General features: G+C 62.2%; 12 protein-coding genes and 2 pseudogenes. 1 reads left to right on the top strand and 13 read right to left on the bottom strand.

Features of this window, described 5'->3' with window-relative positions; translation table 11 throughout:
• Positions 1-10 precede the first annotated feature (10 nt).
• Positions 11-241: a hypothetical protein gene (locus tag Q1L50_RS15015; protein ID WP_300340167.1), complete on the top strand. Its 231-nt coding sequence runs from the start codon at positions 11-13 to the stop codon at positions 239-241.
• On the opposite strand, the gene Q1L50_RS20060 is transcribed toward Q1L50_RS15015, so the two are convergent.
• The 13 genes and pseudogenes from Q1L50_RS20060 to Q1L50_RS14950 form a co-directional block, all read right to left on the bottom strand.
• Positions 169-681 (bottom strand): ATP-binding protein, encoded by a 513-nt coding sequence (locus Q1L50_RS20060; RefSeq protein WP_366145245.1) that lies wholly within the window; start codon positions 679-681, stop codon positions 169-171. The genes Q1L50_RS15015 and Q1L50_RS20060 overlap by 73 nt on opposite strands.
• A 781-nt stretch (positions 682-1,462) precedes the next feature.
• Positions 1,463-2,368 (bottom strand): glutamate/aspartate ABC transporter substrate-binding protein, encoded by a 906-nt coding sequence (locus tag Q1L50_RS15005; protein ID WP_300340095.1) that lies wholly within the window; start codon positions 2,366-2,368, stop codon positions 1,463-1,465.
• Positions 2,369-2,413: 45 nt separating this feature from the next.
• Positions 2,414-3,424: a C45 family peptidase gene (locus tag Q1L50_RS15000; RefSeq protein WP_300340161.1), complete on the bottom strand. Its 1,011-nt coding sequence runs from the start codon at positions 3,422-3,424 to the stop codon at positions 2,414-2,416.
• 5 nt (positions 3,425-3,429) lie between these two features.
• Positions 3,430-4,950 carry a biotin carboxylase gene (locus tag Q1L50_RS14995; RefSeq protein ID WP_300340159.1) on the bottom strand — a complete coding sequence of 507 codons (1,521 nt, stop codon included), beginning with the start codon at positions 4,948-4,950 and terminating at the stop codon, positions 3,430-3,432.
• Positions 4,951-7,767 (bottom strand): ornithine decarboxylase, encoded by a 2,817-nt coding sequence (locus Q1L50_RS14990; protein WP_300340093.1) that lies wholly within the window; start codon positions 7,765-7,767, stop codon positions 4,951-4,953.
• Positions 7,768-7,881: 114 nt separating this feature from the next.
• Positions 7,882-9,297 (bottom strand): DASS family sodium-coupled anion symporter, encoded by a 1,416-nt coding sequence (locus Q1L50_RS14985; RefSeq protein ID WP_300340091.1) that lies wholly within the window; start codon positions 9,295-9,297, stop codon positions 7,882-7,884.
• On the bottom strand, positions 9,294-9,851 hold the full coding sequence (locus Q1L50_RS14980; RefSeq protein ID WP_300340089.1) for a hypothetical protein: 558 nt from the start codon (positions 9,849-9,851) through the stop codon (positions 9,294-9,296). Before Q1L50_RS14980 ends, Q1L50_RS14985 begins: the two co-directional genes overlap by 4 nt.
• Positions 9,852-10,353: 502 nt before the next feature.
• Positions 10,354-12,093 carry a sulfate permease gene (gene sulP / locus Q1L50_RS14975; protein ID WP_300340087.1) on the bottom strand — a complete coding sequence of 580 codons (1,740 nt, stop codon included), beginning with the start codon at positions 12,091-12,093 and terminating at the stop codon, positions 10,354-10,356.
• A gap of 193 nt (positions 12,094-12,286) precedes the next feature.
• A pseudogene (locus Q1L50_RS14970) lies at positions 12,287-12,430 on the bottom strand (IS3 family transposase); the annotation flags it as partial.
• Positions 12,431-12,716: 286 nt separating this feature from the next.
• Positions 12,717-13,041: pseudogene (locus Q1L50_RS14965) on the bottom strand (polyphosphate kinase 2); the annotation flags it as partial.
• Between the two features lie 37 nt (positions 13,042-13,078).
• The gene (gene ppk2, locus Q1L50_RS14960) at positions 13,079-13,849 is read right to left on the bottom strand and encodes a polyphosphate kinase 2 (RefSeq protein ID WP_300340157.1); all 771 of its coding nucleotides are present in this window, start codon (positions 13,847-13,849) and stop codon (positions 13,079-13,081) included.
• A 294-nt stretch (positions 13,850-14,143) separates the two neighbouring features.
• Complete coding sequence (locus Q1L50_RS14955; protein ID WP_300340155.1) at positions 14,144-15,562, bottom strand: efflux transporter outer membrane subunit; 1,419 nt, start codon at positions 15,560-15,562, stop codon at positions 14,144-14,146.
• On the bottom strand, positions 15,555-18,758 hold the full coding sequence (locus tag Q1L50_RS14950) for a multidrug efflux RND transporter permease subunit (protein WP_300340085.1): 3,204 nt from the start codon (positions 18,756-18,758) through the stop codon (positions 15,555-15,557). Before Q1L50_RS14950 ends, Q1L50_RS14955 begins: the two co-directional genes overlap by 8 nt.
• Positions 18,759-18,764: the final 6 nt, after the last annotated feature.

Here is an 18,764-nt window from a genome sequence, read left to right as displayed (position 1 = left end):
GCAAAAAGTCATGCGCGTCCTGGCCCGATTTCAAGGGGCCTCTTTCACGACGAAAGAAGGCTCTGGAACCATCACGCTGCCGAGCGGCGTGCGTGCGGGCGGTGCATCGGGAGGTGGGGAACTTTACTTTCTGCACCTCGGCAGCGCTCCGGCCGTGCGCGGGCGCTTTCAGGTTTCGGTGCTGAAGAAGATGCCGACCTTTGCCATTGTCGTCACGCTGCCAACACCGATTGAAATCTGACACGGTTTTTTTCGCTTGCCACCGATATGAAACTGATACACCCCCAATGCTCTGTGATGGCGGAGGAGGCCCCACCTCCGCGGCGCCGCTAAACCCGCGGCGGTGGGCTTCCTGGCCTGAACCATTCCCGCCTGCAGCTGATGCTTGAGCGGGTGGCTTTCCCCGGTGATCGGCACGATCCGCGCGTGGTGGAGAACGCGATAGAGCAGTGCCGCCGGCAGCGCGGCTTCCTGGGCAAAGGTGGTATGCCAAGTGCAAAGGCAAGTGGCGTGGAGATCTGCTTGTTGTGCGAATTTTCGGGTTTCCGACAATTGCGGAGGGCTACATGTGCGCGAGTTGGGCAAGCGGCGTCGGGATGCGCCAATCCAGTGGCTCCGCCCTTTCTCGCTACCAATCACATGGCGGCAACAGCGTGCAAGGAGGTGCAAGAGGCAAAGCATTGCGCATGGCGATGATCGGGCGCAATGCTTGCTGCTGTGCGACTTGCGCCCGGAGGTCGCCGAGGAACGCGGTTGCCACCAAGGATCACCTGCTCCGGGTCGCGCTGAGCAACCGGAAAACCAACACGCAGCACCACGAGCATTGCGCGTAGTCAATTTCCAGTCACTCGCCACGGGGCGTCTTGCTTCCATGGTCAATGCACCGTTGGCGTGGCGATGGGCTGTGCTAGCACGGCCCCTTCGTCGCTCGCCGAAGTGATCCAAGCAATGCGCGGAGGTCGGAAATACGCGCAAGGCAGGCGGTAGTCGAGCCTGCTGTCGTTTGTCCGTCGCGAGATCCGGTCGAGCCTCTTCTTTCTTGGGGTGGTGAATGCCCTTGGCGCAAGTGGAGTAGATGCCCGGGAGCCAGGTCAAGGGCAGCCTGACGAAGCTTCCCGTGACGCAGCGGAGCAGCTTGGCTTGACGGCGGTGGTCGCTCGCGAAAACTCGTCGTACTGCGGTTCCAGGTAGGGCAGAATTTTCAGCTTGCGCTTCAGGCAGCGGACCGCCAGCGGTTCGCCAATCAGCAAGCAGGACTGGTCTCGAGGCGAGGAGGGCGCGGGCGACCATCCATCGCCGGAAAGCGGGTCAGGCGGCCGGTCGCGTAGCTGGATCGGCGACTGCCAGCAACGCGAAGCGGGCGCCTGCGAGAGCCCGCTTCGCGACTTCACCGGATCCTTCGCGCCGTCAGGCTGAGACCGTAGTTCGGGAAGAGCAGATGGCCTTGCCCTTGCCGCGAAAGCTAATCGTATGCCTTGTCGTTGGGCGACTTGTACAGCTTCTTGAGTGCGTACGAGAGTGCGAAGTTGAGGTTCAGGCCCTTCGGGGGGATTGGCTGCAGGAACCACTTGGCGTAGAGCTTGTCCGCTTCGCCCGAGGTCATCACCTTGGCGAGCGCCCCATCGACGACCTTCTTGAAGGCCTGGTCGTCCTTGCGCAACATGCAGCCATAGGCTTCATACGACTGTGGCGTACCGACCACGACCCACTCGCCGGCGTTCTTGGCTTTTGCCATTTCGCCGTACAGCAACACTTCGTCCATCACGAAGGCCGCCGCTCGGCCGCTTTTCAGGGTCAGGAACGCTTCCCCGTGATCCTTGGTGCTGATGATCTTCATCTTCATGTTGTTGTCTTCGTTCATCTTGCGCAGCAGACGTTCGGAGGTGGTGCCGGCGGTGGTCACGACATTCTTGCCAGCCAGATCGGGAAAATCCTTGATTCCGGAGCTGGTCTTGGTCATCAGGCGGGTACCGACGACGAAGATGCTGTATGAGAAGCTGACCTGTTTCTGACGTTCCGTGGTGTTGGTCGTCGAACCACATTCCAGGTCGACCGAACCATTCTGGACCAGCGTGATGCGATTCTCGGAGGTGACGGGCACCAGCTTGACATCAAGCTTGGCGAGCTTCAATTCGGCCTTGATCGCATCGACGGCCTTGAGCATCATGTCCTGCGAGTAGCCGATGACCTGCTGCTTGTCGTCGTAGTACGAGAACGGGATCGACGATTCGCGATGGCCGAGTGTGATCACCCCGGTATCCTTGATCTTCTTCAGCGTACCGGTCAATTCCTGCGCCATAACCGGCACCGACATCAGGGTGGTGGCAAGCGTTGCTGCAATGGCGAGGCGCCGCAAAATTGTGATCATCGTCTCTGTCTCCTTCTCAAACGGAAAATTGGTCAGCCGCCGGCTTCAGTTCGGGCCGGTCGGGAAAACGATGTCGCGCTCGCCGGCCTGCGGCGCGCGCAACGACTGCTGCCATCGCTGGTCTTGCCAAAGGAGTTCGACGACGCGATTCGCCGGCTGGTAGACGGCACTGTAAAGCGTGCCGTAGCCGCGTCGGTAACTGGTCTGAAACAGCGGTGGCCGCAGCAGCGCTGCGGCAACGTCGGGCAACGAATGGGTCTTATCTACCAGATGTTCCAACTCGGTCAGCCGCTCGACGGCAGAAGTCGCCTTGGCGTGCTCGGGCCAATCCACCTTGTGCTGGAAGTTGGTGATCGCCCGACGGCGACTCACATAGGTCGCCACGTCGGGTCCCACGAACACGGTGGCCCAGTGTCCTTCAGTGTCGAGAAGGGTGATGCTGTAGGACATGTGCACCGGGACGCGTTTGAGGATAGCGCAGGCGTCGTCGACCGTGCTCGACACTTCCAGCAGGTAGCGCATCACCAGGGGGATGCCGAAGCCCTGGCCGGCTTGAGTTCTGCCCCCGAAACTCAGTGAGGCGGCCAGGCCCGCCTCGTTCATGCCATCCAGCGCGCCCCAAAGACAATCGCTCATGGCCAGCACCCGCTGACCGCACCAGCGGCTGGCCAGCCAGTTTCCTTCCAGCAACGCCGGGGCGTAATCGTAGTTGCGCACCAGTGCCGGGCCTTGCGTACCGAGGGGATCAATCCACACCGCCTGCGCGCAACCGGCGATGTAGGCCGGCGGGCACCACATGGACAGCGCCCGCGCCTCGACATCGCCACCACCAGCCAACTCGACCAGCCGCTCCCAGACGGGCACCAGTTCGGGCATGTGCTGGCGCAGGGCGCGCCGGCTTTCAAGGTAACTGGGGCGACCGAAGACGCCGCTGCGCAGGTACCAGTCGCGGTACCCCGGCCAGCAGCGTTCGAAAAGCGCCTGCCACGATGGGCCGGGCGCGTCCTCCACCAGCGCGGTAAAGCGCTGGTGGATCGGCAGGTCCGCGTGCGGCACGGCGGTCAAAGGATCTTGAAGGCGCCGGGCTCTGGTGCTGCCTCGTGCTCGGTGGTTACGATCGGTTTGCCGGCATAGTACTGCTTGATGCCGCGAATCCAGTCACGGGCGCGCAGGTTGAGCTTGAAGTTGTCGTCCATCGAACGACCGCGCGTGATCAGGATGCCCAGGTCGGCCCCCTCGTAACGATAGTCACCCGAGCCGGTGATGCGCAGGAAGAAGGCCTCGCGCTCGCTATCGATCGCCTGGCGGTTATAGTCGAAGCGCTGGAAGCTGACGCTGCCGTCTTCGCTCATGCGGTAGATCCCGGTGCCCGGAGCATGCGTGACCTGATCGACGTTCTTGTCGGTGTACTTCATCACCACCTGCGACCAGGAGTCGATGAAATGCGGCTGCGCCCAGCGCTCGTTGATCTCCCTGACGTTGAGGTCAAATGGCACGCCGGAGAATTCCAGCAGGTGGAAGAGGAAAAGCGGGGCGTCGGCATAGGCGAACGCCGCATGGTTGGTCATCGGACTGGCGCCGCAGACGCGCGGGTTCAGTTCGCCCAGGTAGACCTCGCCGTCTTCCTGGTCGATCAGGAAATCGAGGTCGAAGTAACCCCGATAACCCTCCTCGATCAACTGGTTGCCAAAGCGCTCGGTCATCTCCCGGACCTTGGCGCGGACGGCTTCGGAGAAGGCACCCGGAAAAACCTCGTTGCCACACCAACCGCCCTTGTAGGGCGTCAGTTCGCTGGCGCCGACGACTTCGGTAAGCATCGGCCCGACCAGCGTTCCCGACTGCGTGGCGCAGGCTTCGAGCGTCGCCCCACGGCAGTTGATGCGCTTCATGATCTTGATTTCGGGATCTTTGCAGATGTCGTCCTGGTGCTTGTTGAAGTCGTCTTCCGACGAGATGAAGAAGGTCGTGTGGCCGGAATCGCCGAAGGCCGACTGCAGGACCAGGTGCTTGCCCAGTCCGTGGCGTTCGGCAATCTCCATCAGATTGGCGAAGCTGCTCACCTTCTCAAGCGCATTCGGTACCGACAGTACGCCGGCCTTGTTGCCGATGCGCACCGTTTCCATCTTGTTGTCGCAGCGCTGGCGCAGCTTGGCCGGCGGAAACCAGACTTCCATGCCCAGTTCCTGGGCCAGCGCCTCGGTTTTCTCGTCGAACATCAGGAAGGTGGCTGCCGGGCTACCACCCCGGCGCTCGATGAAGTCGATTACGTCCTTGTGCTGCAACATGTAGTTATTGATGTCTTCGATCGATGTGAACTCGTCGTGCGGCGTCTCCTGCGGAACGAAGACGTTCGGATGCCGGCCATCGAAGCAATCGATGTAGCTGATGAACCGGAAGCGATTGACCCACTGGTCGATTCCGAGCAGATTGAAGTTGGTGGCGCTGATGAAATAGATCGGCCGCTCGTTGCGGTGGAACATCAGCCGCAGGTCGGAAATCGTCTTAACTTTGAAAGTCATCTCTGTCTCCTCTTGGTTATTGTCATAACAGGACTGCTGTGCTGGCGCCGGCCACCGGTCAATTCATTCGCTTTCCACCTGCGCCGCGGTTGAATTGATCTGGGCTTTCCAGACCGCGTTCGCCTGCCCGGCTTGCTCCAGTGCCGCCTCGGTATAGATGCGAAAACCGAGATCGGGCCGGAAACCATGGATCTCGCGCACGTCGAGCGCCTGCATGAACTGCAGTATTTCGGCGCTGATCACCTGCCCCGGCACCAGAATCGGGAATCCCGGCGGGTAGGGGATGACGAATTGCGCAGAGACGCATTCGCGCCCGTTCTTGATCGCCTGCGCCGTTTCTTCCATGGTCAGGTACTCGCAGTTGCCGTCTTCGTAGCCAAGGAAGAAAGCGCTGCGGACGTCGCCATCGCGCGTCTCGGTCCGCCCGTCGAGGCTGCGGCCGCGGAACGCCTGGTGGAAGCAGGAGAAGTTGGGCAGCGGCGGCAGCTCCAGGGTGAGCGAACGCACTCGTTTGTCATGGATGCGGCGTTCCGGGGTGCTCATGTCGGCCACCCGCTCGTCAACGTCGCCGGCGATCTTGACCAGCACGCCGAGCAGGTAGGCGATGGTCGAGCGGGTGGTGCCGATGTTGGTCATGAACAGCACCGTATTGCGCGAGGTCTTGTTGATCTGGATGTCGTACTTGTCCATCAGGTACTTGTTCTTGATCGTGTCACCATCCATTCCCGTCAGACCGATGGCCAGCGTCGCGCGACTCGGGTCGAGCGCAAACTCGTCGAAGCGCCAGGCTTTCAGCAGGTTCGCCCAGCCGGTATCGATGTTGTACAGCGATTCGACCTGCGACTCGCGAAACTCCTCGGGTACCAGATCGGTCACGGTCAGGAAACGGAAGTGGCGGCGGAGCAGCGGGTGAGCGGCCACGTGATCGCGGAGATTCATCGCCAGTTCGAGTTGGCGCTGTACCAGTTCGTAGCCTTCCATTTCGACTTGCCTTCGACCCACGTCGAGCGAGGCGAGGATCTGGTAGTTGGGTGAAGTCGAGGTGTGCGTCATGTACGCTTCATGGAAGGCCTCCTCGGTCTTGTCCTTGAAGTCCTGATCCCAGACGTGGATCATCGAGCCCTGGCGCAGCGACGTCAGCGTCTTGTGCGTCGACTGCGTGGCGTAGACGCGCACTCGAGCCTTGCCGGGGTCGGGCAGCAGACGGGTGTTCAGCACCTTCTCGTCGTCAGCCCAGGCGGCGTCGTCAAAACTGCTGGCGAACTCCGCGTAGCGTTTGGCATACTCCTCGCTCTGGAACATCTGCGTCAGCTTGGCGGCGCTTGCCATTCCCGTGCGTTGGCGGTAGACTGGGTGGAATCGGGCGAACGCGAACCAGGCCTCGTCCCACAGGAATACCAGGTCAGGCTTGATCGCCAGGCATTCGAGCATCAGCCGCTCGACGTTGTAGACGATGCCATCGAAGGTGCAGTTGGTCAGCAGCACCATGCGCACGCGGTTCAGCGTTCCCGCGCGGCGTAGCTCGAGCAGCGTTTCCTTGATGTGGCGGATCGGCACCGCGCCGTACATCGAGTACTCGTGCAGCGGATAGGCCTCCAGGTAGGTGACCTGCGCGCCGGCGAGCACCATCCCGTAGTGGTGCGACTTGTGGCAATTGCGGTCGACCAGAACGATGTCGTCGGGCCGGACGATCGCCTGGACGACGATCTTGTTGGCGGTTGACGTTCCGTTGGTGACGAGGAAGGTGCGGCGCGAGCCGAAGGCGCGCGCAGCGTACTCCTGGGCTAGCTTCAGCGAGCTGGTGGGCTCGAGCAGCGAATCGAGCCCACCCGAGGTGGCTGATGTCTCGGCCATGAACAGGTTCATACCATAGAATTCGCCGAGGTCGCCGATCCAGTTCGAATTCATGATCGACTTGCCACGCGCCAGCGGCAGCGCGTGGAAAACGCCGGTAGGCTGTTTGGCGTACTTGCGCAGCGCTTCGAAGAACGGCGTGTGATAGCGCTCGGCAACTCCCTGCATGAGCGAGTGGCCGAGTTCCAGCTTGTCTTCCTCGCCGAAGAAGATGCGGTTGAAGGTATCGCCCGCCTTCGCGGCGACGTCTTCGACATTGACGTCGGTCACCAGATAGAGGTCCAGTTCCGGGCGCAAGTGTGCGATCTGGCGACCCAACAGCGGACCGCGTTCGGATTCGGGCAGCAGTTCGCCGTCGACGTCGGCACCTTCAAGAAAGCGCCGCATTGTCAGTTCGGCGAAATGGATCGAGCGGTAGGGAAAGTCGTAGCGGATGACCACCGCCTGCAGGTTGAAGTTCACCATCGTGGCGACCAGTGCATCCTCGAAGGTCGGCACGACCACGACGTCGTAGACGAAATCGTCGTCGGCTCTGCGCTCGCTGCGTACACGCCGATGCAGCGACTCTTCTTCATCGGCCGGCATGTCGTCGACGACCAGAACCTCGAAATATGGGCAGCGCAGCTGCGCCCGGTACTCTTGCTCGCTCTCGATCTGCGAGGGCAGGTGGGCGTCATTCTTTGGCGCCGTGCCTTCGTGGCGGTACGTCAGCGAGGCCAGCGTCCGATGAATGCGGCGAGCGCCGACCGCGGCCAGCGCAAGATCGCCGCGGTCAATAAAGGTACACAGGTCGGTGAAGGCGCGGCGGCCCGGAAACGCCCAGCAGGCTTCAATCGGTCGCAAGGCTTCGGTCAAGGCTTGCACCGTCGTCAAGCGGTCTTCCCGACTGGGGTCATCAAGGGGCAACTTGGCGAGCTGCGACAGTTGATCGACCAGCCCGATCCAGCTTTCCGATCGAACTTCCCAAACACTGCGGTGGCGGCTCAGCGGGGCCGCACTGCGGCCAGTTCCGGGGTCCATACTCATATGACTTGTCTCCAGAAGTGCCGGCTGATCGCTGCTGCCGGCTAGGTGGGCGCCTTGGGTCGAATGAGACACCCGCGGTGAGCGCGCGGGCGGGGAATCGCCTGCTGGTTCTGACTAGCCGCCGACCCAGAGAATCCAGGGGGTGCCGATGACCAGAAACACCACAGTACAGAAGAGAGTCGTCGCCAGTCCCAGGCGATAGAGTTCTCCCTGCTTGAGATAGCCGCTGGCGACGAAGATGATGTTCTGGCTACCGCCTTGTGGCGTAATGACCGAAAAGTAGCTGCTGGCAAACAGGAGCGCGAAGGCCATCAAATGGACAGGAACGCCCGACTTTACGCCAACGTCGAGAAACACTCCGAGCAGCGCCAGAACCTGCGCATTCTGACTGACGAAACCGAAGTGGAGCAGCACATAGATGACCAGCAGGGCGACGTAGGCAACCGGCCAGGCGAGACCTTCGAGTCCCACCGCCAGTCGCTCGCCGACGTAGCCCATGAAGCCCATTTCGTTGAGCTGGCCGCTCATGCCGAAAAGCACCGCCAGCCAGATGAAGGTAACCAGCGTGCCGCCCTGCTTGCCCATGTCATCCATCGTGAGAACGCCGGTGATCATCAGCGTGGCAAGACCGGCGAGGGCAATTGCCGTCAGGTTCAGCTTGTACGGAGCGGCGAGTATCCAGCCGGTGACCATGACGGCGAAGGTGATCGCCGTAATCCATTCGTGGCGCGACATCGGGCCCATTGCACGCAATTCCTTGCGTGCGTTCTCCGGTGCATCCGGGGTGCTGGTGATTCCGGGTGGGAAGAGCTTGTAGAGCAGCAGCGGCAGGATCGCGATCACCACCAGGCACGGCACACTGGAAGCGAGCAGCCATGACCCGAAACTGATCGCCATCCCTTGTTCGGCGGCCAGCGACGCGCCGACCGGGTTGCCCGACGTGGCGGTGAACCACAGCGCCGAGGTAATGGCCAGGCTGGACATGCCGCAAAACATCAGGTAGCCGCCCAGGCGTCGCTTGCTCTCGTCGTCGGGGGTCGAGCCGCTGTTTTGCGCCAGGGCCAGGATGACCGGGAAGAGCACGCCTCCGCGCGCGGTATTGCTCGGGAAGCCGGGGGCGATCAGGGTGTCGGTGATGTAGATGCTGTAAGCCAGGCCGAGCGTCGATTTCCCGAACACCGTGATCACCCGCAGACTGATCCGCTTGCCGAGACCACTCTTGACCACCGCTTGCGAGACCAGAAAGGCCGTTACCACCAGGAGGACGATGGCGTTGGCGAACGCGCCGTAGGCCTTGGCCGGTGTCAGTGTGTTGGTGAGCACGACGATCGCACAAGCCACCAGCGACGACGTGAATAGCGGGAAGACATTGAGCACGACGGAAGTTATCGCCGACGCGAAGACGGCAAAGAGATGCCAGGCCTCGACGGTCAGGCCCTCGGGTACCGGCGTGAACCATAGGCCGAAGAACACCACCAGGAGGATCACCAACTTTACGATTCTTCCCGTTCCGAAAGCGGCTGTACTCATTTTGGACCTCCTGCAGTGGTGGGAGCAACCGCACTGGGCGATCCAAGGCGCGCCCAGCCACTCAGACCGACGACCCGCCCGGTCAACTCGTTGCCTTCGATAGCGCCGAGGCGCTTCCATTTGAAGCTGTATTCACCGCTTATCCCGACGTAGCGCCCGCTGCCGCCGACGAACTTTCCTTCGATCAACTGGCCGGGGCCAATCCCTTCGCCACTCAACTCGCTGAAGACCTTGTCGCCATGTTCGTCAGTCCACACACTGCGGCCCTGCATGCCGGTGGTGGTGTCGGAGAAGCCGATGAGGTGGGCTTGAAAACCGCGATTTATTCGTTGCTCGCCGCTCAGGAGCAACGAACCGCTGAGCTGGAAGACTGCTGCCTGCTGGCCCGGTCCGAGGTCCATGACCTGTCGGCTGCCAATGGTGGTCCAGTCGCCCGTAAAGGGTCGCCTGTCGTCGGTCGCCCCAGGTGCCACGGTGCTCACCGCAGTCGTCGTCGTCGCCGCCGGCGGACTCTCCGTCTGGCCGCAGGCCGACACCAAGAGCACGCCGAGCAAGGCGATGCTTCTCGCAAAATGGCGCTTGCATGATTCGCGTGGTAAACGCATGGTCGTGCCTCCTGTAGGAAGAAGAAGCGGCAAAACGCAAGCGGCCTGGTCGGTACGAGCTATGCAGGTGGCCCCCGCGCCTCCTGAAGTCAAGACTAGCACTTTGCAATTTGGGTAGCCAAGCATTTTTTCCGGGACATCAACTGCTCCAGATAGTTGCCAGCGTCCTAGCGGATGTGCATGAGGTGCTCTGACACAGGCTCTTGTATAGAGTTCCGGTACACGGGGCCGTGCCACGCAGGAACTTGCCAGATGGATCGCCACGCGTGCAGACCGAACCGGCCGCCCGACGGAATGCGCGGCGACCGAGTGTTCCGGCGGCGAGTGACGTGCGTCAGGGAGGGGCCTTGAACCGTTCTGGCGCGCCTGTGAGTCGGCCTTCGACAGAGTCAAGCAACAGGAGTCGCGGCGTTCCCGGAAATGACGACTGACAGCCTTGCGTCGTCGACGCTTACGAAACGGATGGCGTGGCCGCTGCGGGCGGTTTGTCCTCGGCCGCGCAATACTGATCGTATGCCGCCGCAGCCTGCTTGACCGAAACGAAGAAATCCTGCCTGCCGATTTCCTCGGAAAGGCCGACCTTGGTCAGCTCCTCAAAGAATGGCCGCGGGGCGTCGGCAATCTTGACGTCAATGCCCTCGTCGGCAAGTTCACGGTGCAGTTCGGCAAAGCGCTGCGCGGCGGTGACGTCAATGTCGTGAATCGCCTGGGCGTCGATCACCAGCCATTTGACCGGCGGTTCGGCTTCGTCGACCAAAGTCCGGATACGATTCATCACATGCCTTGCATTGGCGAAGATGAGCGGCGCGTAGAGCCGATAGACCAGCAGGCCCGGTATGCTGTCGGCCTCGTCGTCATCCAGGCAGTCGTGGAACTTGCCGTCGCTACGCAGCCGGCGAAGCACGGCGTCATCGGGGCGCGAGACCTCGACCAGCACCGAAATCAGCGACAACAGCAAGCCCAGAATGATGCCCGGCACGACCCCGGCAATCAGGATCGCCGCGGTCACCCCCACCGCGATGCCGAACTCGAGACGATCGATCTTGTACAAACCCTTGAGCGACGCCACTTCCAGCATCCCGATGGCGGTCACGATCAGGATTGCACCGAGCGCCACCTTCGGCAGCAGCGCCACCAGACCGGTGAGGAAGAACAGGAACAACAGCAGGCCGAAGGCCAGGATCAGCTGCGCAACCTGCGTCCGGCCGCCGGCCGAATCGACGATCGAGGTACGTGACTGGCTGGCCGAAACCGGAAACCCCTGCCACAGCCCGGCCAGAATGTTCGCCGATCCCAGAGCGACCAGTTCGCGGTTCGGGCGTACCTCGTAGCCATTCTTCTCGGCGAAGGTCTGCGCCAAAAGAATGCCGTCGGAAAACGCCAGGAAGGCGATCGCCACGGCGGCCGGCGCAAGAGCCGCGATATCCGCCCAGCGAAACGACGGAATCGTCAGCTGCGGTATTCCCGACGGGACCTTGCCGACCAGCGCTATCCCGTAGCTGCCAAGGTCGAAGACGAAGGTCGCGGCGATCGCGACCGCGCAGACGGCCAGCGCACCGGGGACGCGCGGCAGCCATCGCGCCAGTCCGACCAGCAGCCCGACCAGCAGCACCCCGAGCGCGAAGGTCGGCACCTGCGTCTGTGGCAGCTTCTCGACGACCGTCAACACCAGCTCGAAGAACTCCTCCCCCTCCGTCTTGATGCCGAACATCTTGCCAAGCTGCGTGGCGATCAGGACCAGTGACGCACCGTTCAGGTAGCCGATGAGCACCGGACGCGACAACAGGTCGGCGATTACGCCCAGCTTCAGGCGCGCGGCGAGCAGCAGTACGACCCCTGACAGGAGGCTGAGCAGCGCCGCCAGCACGACGATGCGCGCTGGGTCACCCCCCGACAGCGGCAGGATCGCCGAACCGGCGAGCAGCCCGATCGCGGCATCTGGCCCGGCGATGACGTGTCGTGAACTGGAAAACAGCGCGTAGCCGATCGCCGCCGCCAGTGCCGCGTACAAGCCGGTGATCGCCGGCAGGTGTACCAGCTCGGCATAGGCGATCACCGACGGAATCGAGACGATGCACGCTGAAAGCCCGGCGATCGAATCCTTGCCGAGCCACGCCAGCCGGTACTCTCGCAGCGTCGAAAGCAGTGGCAAGCCCGACTGCAGGTACTTGGAGAAGGCAGAAGCATTCATGTGCTGACCTCCAGACGAAAAGACACTGCTTGGCAATATACCTTGGTCGGCCGTGAATTCGGCGAAAATTCGGCGAATGTACCGATCTCGGCCGCTACAGCCATGAATATGCTCAAAGCGTTTATGCCATGGCGCTGCACACAGCTTCAGTCTGGTGTCTCGAGGCTGGTCGTCTGGCGTCGCCCTGTAGTGGTCAAGCGATTTCGGACACTGGGATAGGTTGTTTCTGTGCCATTTGCTGTTCATAGACATTCGGCGGCAGGTAACCTAGTCTTGGGTGCAGACGGGCGCTGTTGTAGAAGGCGACGATGTGGTCGGTCACATCGCGGGCGCTCTCGGCGACCTTCGTCGCAGTGGCAACCGGACGCAAGAAGGGGTAGCGAGCCGGTGCTGGACGCAACGCAGGCTCTAATGCCTGACGAGCGTACTCGGCGGTCGGAAGCGTTATCGGGGCGTAGAGCGGAGGCGCCTGCTGCTCAGCAAGATGGGCGTGACGCGTGGAAAGCCAAGGTCAGATCGCCCTGGTCGATTCCTGTTTGGGGATCGGCGAGACAGCAAACGTGTCAGGAAAGCTCCGGAATGTTCTTCACGGGATGGTCTATTTCCCGGTACTTTCCAGGGCTTTACCGTTTGGGCAGGGTAATCTTCGCTGGCTTCGGCACCTCGTAGGGGATGCTCTTCAGGAGGTGCGTGATGATGTTGAGCCGCAGCCGCCTCTTGTCGTCGGATCGTGTCGCGAACCACGGTGCCCATTCCGAATCCGTAGCCGCGAACATGTCGTCGCGTGCTTGCGCGTAGTCGTACGAGCGGCTGTAGGACTTGAGGTCCGTCGGCGGCGGTTTCCAGCGCTTGCGCGGGTCGGTGATGCGTCCCTCGATGCGGCGTATCTGCTCGTCCATGTCCACTTCCAGCCAGCATTTTGAGCAGGATGATGCCGTTCTTGCCGACCACACGCCGTGGGCATCACCCCGCGCCGGCTCCATGCTTAATAGACTTCCGGAACGTGCTTGAGCGACAGCTTGGGCTCCTTGTAGTCCCCCTTCTTCTGCCTCGGCGGCAGCTTGATCTTGGGATCCCTGGGCACTTCGTAGGGGATGCTGTCCAGGATGTGCTGGATGATGTTCAGGCGAACGCGCTTCTTGTCGTTGGAATTGGCGACGAACCAGGGTGCCCAATCGGTGTCGGTTTCCTTGAACATTCTGTCGCGGGAGCGCGAATAATCGTACCAGCGGCTGAAGGACTTGAGGTCCATCGGGGACAGCTTCCACTGCTTGCGCGGGTCGGTGATGCGTGCCTCGAGGCGCCGCTCCTGCTCGTCCATGTCCACTTCCAGCCAGTACTTGAGGAGGATGATGCCGTTTTCCTCCACCGCTGCCTTCTCGAACATCGGCGCCATCTTGAGGAAATGCTGCACCTGATCCTCGGTGGCGAAGCCCATAACCTTTTCGACGCCTATCCGGTTGTACCAGCTGCGGTCGAAGATCACCACTTCGCCGGCTGCCGGAAAGTGCTCGATGTAACGCTGCACGTACATCTGGCTCTTCTGGCGGTCGGTCGGCGCGGGCAGGGCGACGACGCGGAAAACGCGCGGGCTGACGCGCCCAGTGATCGCCTTGATCGTTCCGCCCTTGCCGGCCGCATCGCGGCCTTCGAAGACCAGGATGACTTTGAGGCCCTTTCTGATTACCCAGGACTGGAGATGAACGAGTTTCGCCTCGAGCTTCTCGAGTGCCTTGAGGTAGGCCCGATCGGACATCTTCTTCTTCGGCTTCTTGGCTTTTCCAGTGACTTCTGCGTTATCGATCGCCTCGGGGCTCGCGTCGATCGCCGCTTCTGGCGGCAGGGCCGGATTGATGTTTCCCTCGACTGGGGCTTCCGTGCTCGGCTTGTGCTTCTGGCTCATTGTCTCCTCCTCCGGAGTGGTCAGTGGACACTTCCCTGCTGGAAAAATAGCCGACGGCGAAGCCGGCGACCAGCTGCGGCGCTGTTCAGGGCACCGCTCATTGCCAGTGCCGAGGCGGGCGGCAGCCTGCCTGACACTGAGTGGCGATCACTGCACTACGCTCGCGCCGGTCATCTTGTCGGCCTCGCTCACCCAGCCACCGCCCATCGCCAGGTAGAGGTTGATCATCGCCTGGAACTGCGTCTGCTGCGTCTGCGTGAATTGCAGCTGGACGTTGAACAGGCTGCGATCGGCGTCAATGACTTCGATGTAGCTGCTGTAGCCGTTGTCGTAGCGCAGCCGGGCGGTCGCGGAGTACTGCTCCAGCGCTTGCACCTGTTGTTTCTGAGCCCGCAGTTGCTCGCGTGTCCGGTCCTGATTCACGAGTGCATCATTGACCTCGCGAAAGCCTTGCTGGATGGCCCTCTGATAGGCGAACAGCGCTTGTTGTTGCACGGCCTCGGCGGACTGAACCTGGCCGGCGATGGCGCCGGCGGTGAAGATCGGCATCGTGATCGGCACGCCGTAGCTCCACACCTTGTTTTGGCCCTGGAACAGGTTGCTCAGGCTGGTGCTGGAGTAGCCGAAGAGCCCGGTCAGCGAGATGGTCGGAAAATAAGCCGCCCTGGCGGCGCCGATCAGCGCATTGGTGGCGATCAGGTTCTGTTCCGCGCGCCGGATGTCGGGGCGTCGCTCGAGCAGTTCGGACGGCAGGCCGGCCGGGATCGCCGGTAAGGTCAGTTGATCGATGTCCTTGCCACGCGAAATCGGGCCGGGGTTGCGGCCAAGCAGCACGCTCAGGCCGTTCTCCTGCTGGGCAATTGCTTTTTCGATCGGCGGGATGCTGGCCAGGGCTTCATCGTACTGCGACTTGTTCTGGCTCAGCTCGAGCATCGAGATGACCCCACCCATGTAGCGATCCTTGAAGATGTCGTACGACTCGCCGCGGATTCTTGCCGTTGCCTGGGCGATTTCCAGCTGGCGATCGAGGTCGCGGAGGTTGACGTAGGCGCCGGCAACGCTGCCGACCAGGGACAGGATCACGCCCCGCCGGCCCTCTTCACTGGCCAGGAGTTGCGCGCGCGCCGCCTCGGTCTGGCGGCGGATGCGGCCCCAGATGTCGATCTCCCAAGTAGCGCTCAAGACGGCGTTGTAGCTGTTGTAGGCGGTACCGCTGCCGGCGCCGACCACCACCGCGCTGATATCCCGTTGCCGCTTCGCTTCGTAGCCCGCACCCACCTGCGGGAAAAGACCGGCGCGAACGAGGCCGTAATTGCCGGCAAATTCCTCGATGCGTGCGGCGGCGATCATCAGATCGTGGTTTTCGCGCAGCGCGGTGCGCACCAGATCGTCGAGCACCGGGTCGTCGAACTGTTGCCACCAGGCGGTGTTGGCAAGGTCATTGGCGACCCGTTCGCTGAGGCGCCAGGCAGGCGGCGTCTCCACCTGCGGGCGAACGTAGTCGGGGCCGACCGTGCAGCCACTGGCAAGCAGCGCCAGCAGCGCCGCAGTCAAGGACTTACGCATGATGGCCATCCTCCTTTCCAGCCGCTTCTTCGGCAAGGCCGGCCTGGCTGGCGTCGGGGCCGCCGTCATGGTGGGAGGCTCCCGTGTCGCCCTTGTGCGACATCCTTTCGACGACATAGAAAGTCACCGGAATGATGAAGATCGCAATGCCAGTGGCGGCCAGCATGCCGCCGATGACCGCGCTGCCCATGACCTGCCGCGAAAGGGCGCCGGCGCCGCTGGCGATGGCCAGCGGCACGCAGCCGAGGATGAAGGCGAAGGAGGTCATCAGGATCGGCCGAAAGCGCAGTTGCGCGCCCTTGAGGGTCGCCTCGGCGAGCGAAAGTTCGCCCTTCTCGTATTCCATCTTGGCGAATTCAACGATCAGGATCGCGTTTTTGGCCGCCAGGCCGATCAGCATGACCAGACCGATCTGCGCATAGACGTTGAGTTCCTGGCCGCGCAAGAGCAGCGCCGCAAAGGCGCCGGCGATGGCGATCGGCGTGCCCAGCAGCACCGAGAATGGCAACGACCAGCTCTCGTACTGCGCCGCCAGGATCAGGAAGACGCAGAGCAGCGAGAAGCCGAAGATGACGGCCGGTGAGACGCCTTGCTGCGCCTTCTGCTCCTGGAACGACATGCCCATGTAGTCGTAGCCCATTTCACTGGGCATGGTTTCGGCGAAAACCGCCTCAAGCGCCCGCATGACCTGCTCCGAACTGTAGCCGGGCGCCGCCGAGGCGTTGATCTGCGCGCTGCGGTAGAGGTTGTAACGCATGGTGAATTCCGGCCCGGAGATATTGCGGATCGAGGTCAGCGCCGACAGCGGCACCGCCTCGCCCTTGTTGTTGCGCACGTAGAAGCGGCCGACATTCTCGATGTTGGTGCGGTAGTCACCCTCGGCCTGGACGTACACCTGCCACTGCCTTCCGAAGCGATTGAAGTAGTTGATGAAGCCGCTGCCCAGGAAGCTCTGCAGCGTCTTGTACACGTCGCTGAGGAGGACGCCCTGTTTGAGCACCTTGTCCTGGTCGACGTCGATGAAGAGCTGCGGCACGGTCGGCCGGAAAGTGGTCGAAACGCCGGCGAGTTCGGGGCGTTTTTTTGCCGCTTCGACGAACTTGGTGGTGTTCTCGGCGAGGAAGGCGATGTCCTTGCCGGCACGGTCTTCAAGAACAAAAGTCGCGCCGCCCGAGGTGCCGACGCCCTGGATGGCCGGTGGCGGAAACGCAAAAGCGATGGCGCCGGGGATGCCGGCAAGCCGCTTCGTCAGCTCAGCCTTGATCGCCGTGTACTGCTCCTCGGGCAGCTTGCGTTCGCCCCAGTTCTTGAGCGTGATGAAGAAGAAGGCGCTGTAGGTATTGGTCACCTGGCTCAGCATGCTGTAGCCGACGACGGTGGTCGTGTATTGGACGCCTGGGACCTTCATGATCAGCTCTTCGGCCTGGGCGGCAATGTCCGACGTGCGCTGCAGAGACGAGGCATCGGGGAGCTGGATTGCGGCATAGACGTAACCCTGGTCTTCATCGGGGAGGAATGCGGCGGGGACAAGCTTGCCAAAGAAACCTGCGCTGGCGGTGACGGCGACAAGAAAGATGACGCTGATCACGCTCCGGCGAACGGCGATCCGGCAGACGCCGACATAACCCGTTGTTACGCGGCCAAAGATTCGGTTGAAGCCGTCGTAGAATCTCTGCAGCGGGCCGCTGCCCTTGACCTTGGGCTTGAGGAGCATCGCGCAGAGCGCCGGGCTCAGAGTCAGCGCGTTGAATGCGGAAATGATCACCGAGATGGCGATGGTGACCGCAAACTGCTGGTAGAGCTGGCCGGTGATTCCGGGGATGAACGCGGTCGGGACGAAAACGGCGGCCAGGATGACGGCGATGGCGATCACCGGTCCGGTGACCTCCTCCATCGCTCGCAGCGTGGCGTCCTTGGGTGACATGCCGTTCTCGATATGATGTTCCACCGCTTCCACGACAACGATGGCGTCATCGACCACCAGGCCGATCGCCAGCACCAGACCGAATAGCGACAGGGTGTTGATCGAAAAGCCGAACATCGGGAAAAGCATGAAGGTGCCGACCAGCGACACCGGTACCGCCAGCAGAGGAATCAGCGTCGCCCGCCAGCCCTGCAGGAAGACGAAGACGACGATCATCACCAGGACCAGCGCTTCGAGCAGCGTATGCTGGATTTCCTTGATCCCTTCGGTGACCGATAGCGTCGTGTCGAGGGCAATGACGTAGTCGAGGTCGGGCGGGAAACTCTGCTTGATCTTCTCCATCAGCTTCTTGGCGCCATCGGCCGCATCGAGGGCGTTGGCGCCAGGCATCTGGTAGAGGGCGACGAGGGCAGCGGGCTTGCCGTTGAGCCGGCCCTGCTGGCTGTAGGTCTGGGCGCCTAGGTCGATGCGCGCGACGTCGCCGACGCGAACGATCGAGCCGTCTGGGTTGGCGCGCAGCACGATGTTGCCGAACTCTTCGGCGCTTTGCAGGCGGCCCTGGGCGCGCACCGCATAGGTGAACTCCTGGCCCTGCGGGACCGGTTCGGCGCCGATTGTTCCGGCCGGATTGACGGTGTTCTGCGCGTTGACCGCGTTGATGATTTCCGGAATCGTGATGTTCAACTTGGCCAGTTGGTCGGGTTTGACCCACAGGCGCATCGCATACTGGCCGGCGCCGAAGATGGTGACGCTGGCGATTCCCTTGACCCGTGTCATCTGGTCATTGATGTTGATGTACGCGTAGTTGGCGAGGAAGACGTTGTCGTACGTGCCGTTCGGCGAGTAGAGCGCGAACATGATCAGCGGCGAGGAGGTCGACTTGGCGACGGTGACACCGTAGTTGCGAACCTCCGACGGCAGTTGTGATTCGGCCTGGCCTTCGCGCATCTGTGCGAGCAGCTGGTCGGTGTTGGCGTCGGTGCCCAGCGCGAAGTTCACATACAGTGTGGACTGGCCATTGTTGGCGTTGATCGAATACATGTAGTCCATGTTGTCGACGCCGGACATCTGCTGCTCGATTGGCGTCGCCACGGCCTGTTCGACGGTCAGTGCGTCGGCGCCGGTGTAGGTGCTGCTGACGTTGATCTGCGGCGGAACGATGTCCGGGAACTGGGCGGTCGGTAGCCCGGCCATGGCGACCAGACCGACGATGGTCATCAGGATCGAGATGACCATGGCCACGATCGGCCGGTTGATGAAGAATTTGGACATGGCGGT

The organism is Accumulibacter sp. (assembly GCF_029255145.1).
In the GTDB taxonomy this organism is placed as follows: domain Bacteria; phylum Pseudomonadota; class Gammaproteobacteria; order Burkholderiales; family Rhodocyclaceae; genus Accumulibacter.
This window is presented reverse-complemented; position numbering and strand designations above follow the sequence as displayed.

Excerpts from the sequence above, each read along its gene's own strand:
- sulP (WP_300340087.1), bottom strand. The coding sequence starts at position 12,093 with ATGAATGCTTCTGCCTTCTCCAAGTACCTGCAGTCGGGCTTGCCACTG.
- Q1L50_RS14990 (WP_300340093.1), bottom strand. The coding sequence starts at position 7,767 with ATGAGTATGGACCCCGGAACTGGCCGCAGTGCGGCCCCGCTGAGCCGC.
- Q1L50_RS14950 (WP_300340085.1), bottom strand. The coding sequence starts at position 18,758 with ATGTCCAAATTCTTCATCAACCGGCCGATCGTGGCCATGGTCATCTCG.
- Q1L50_RS14985 (WP_300340091.1), bottom strand. The coding sequence starts at position 9,297 with ATGAGTACAGCCGCTTTCGGAACGGGAAGAATCGTAAAGTTGGTGATC.
- ppk2 (WP_300340157.1), bottom strand. The coding sequence starts at position 13,849 with ATGTCCGATCGGGCCTACCTCAAGGCACTCGAGAAGCTCGAGGCGAAA.
- Q1L50_RS15015 (WP_300340167.1), top strand. The coding sequence starts at position 11 with ATGCGCGTCCTGGCCCGATTTCAAGGGGCCTCTTTCACGACGAAAGAA.
- Q1L50_RS15005 (WP_300340095.1), bottom strand. The coding sequence starts at position 2,368 with ATGATCACAATTTTGCGGCGCCTCGCCATTGCAGCAACGCTTGCCACC.
- Q1L50_RS20060 (WP_366145245.1), bottom strand. The coding sequence starts at position 681 with ATGCTTTGCCTCTTGCACCTCCTTGCACGCTGTTGCCGCCATGTGATT.
- Q1L50_RS14955 (WP_300340155.1), bottom strand. The coding sequence starts at position 15,562 with ATGCGTAAGTCCTTGACTGCGGCGCTGCTGGCGCTGCTTGCCAGTGGC.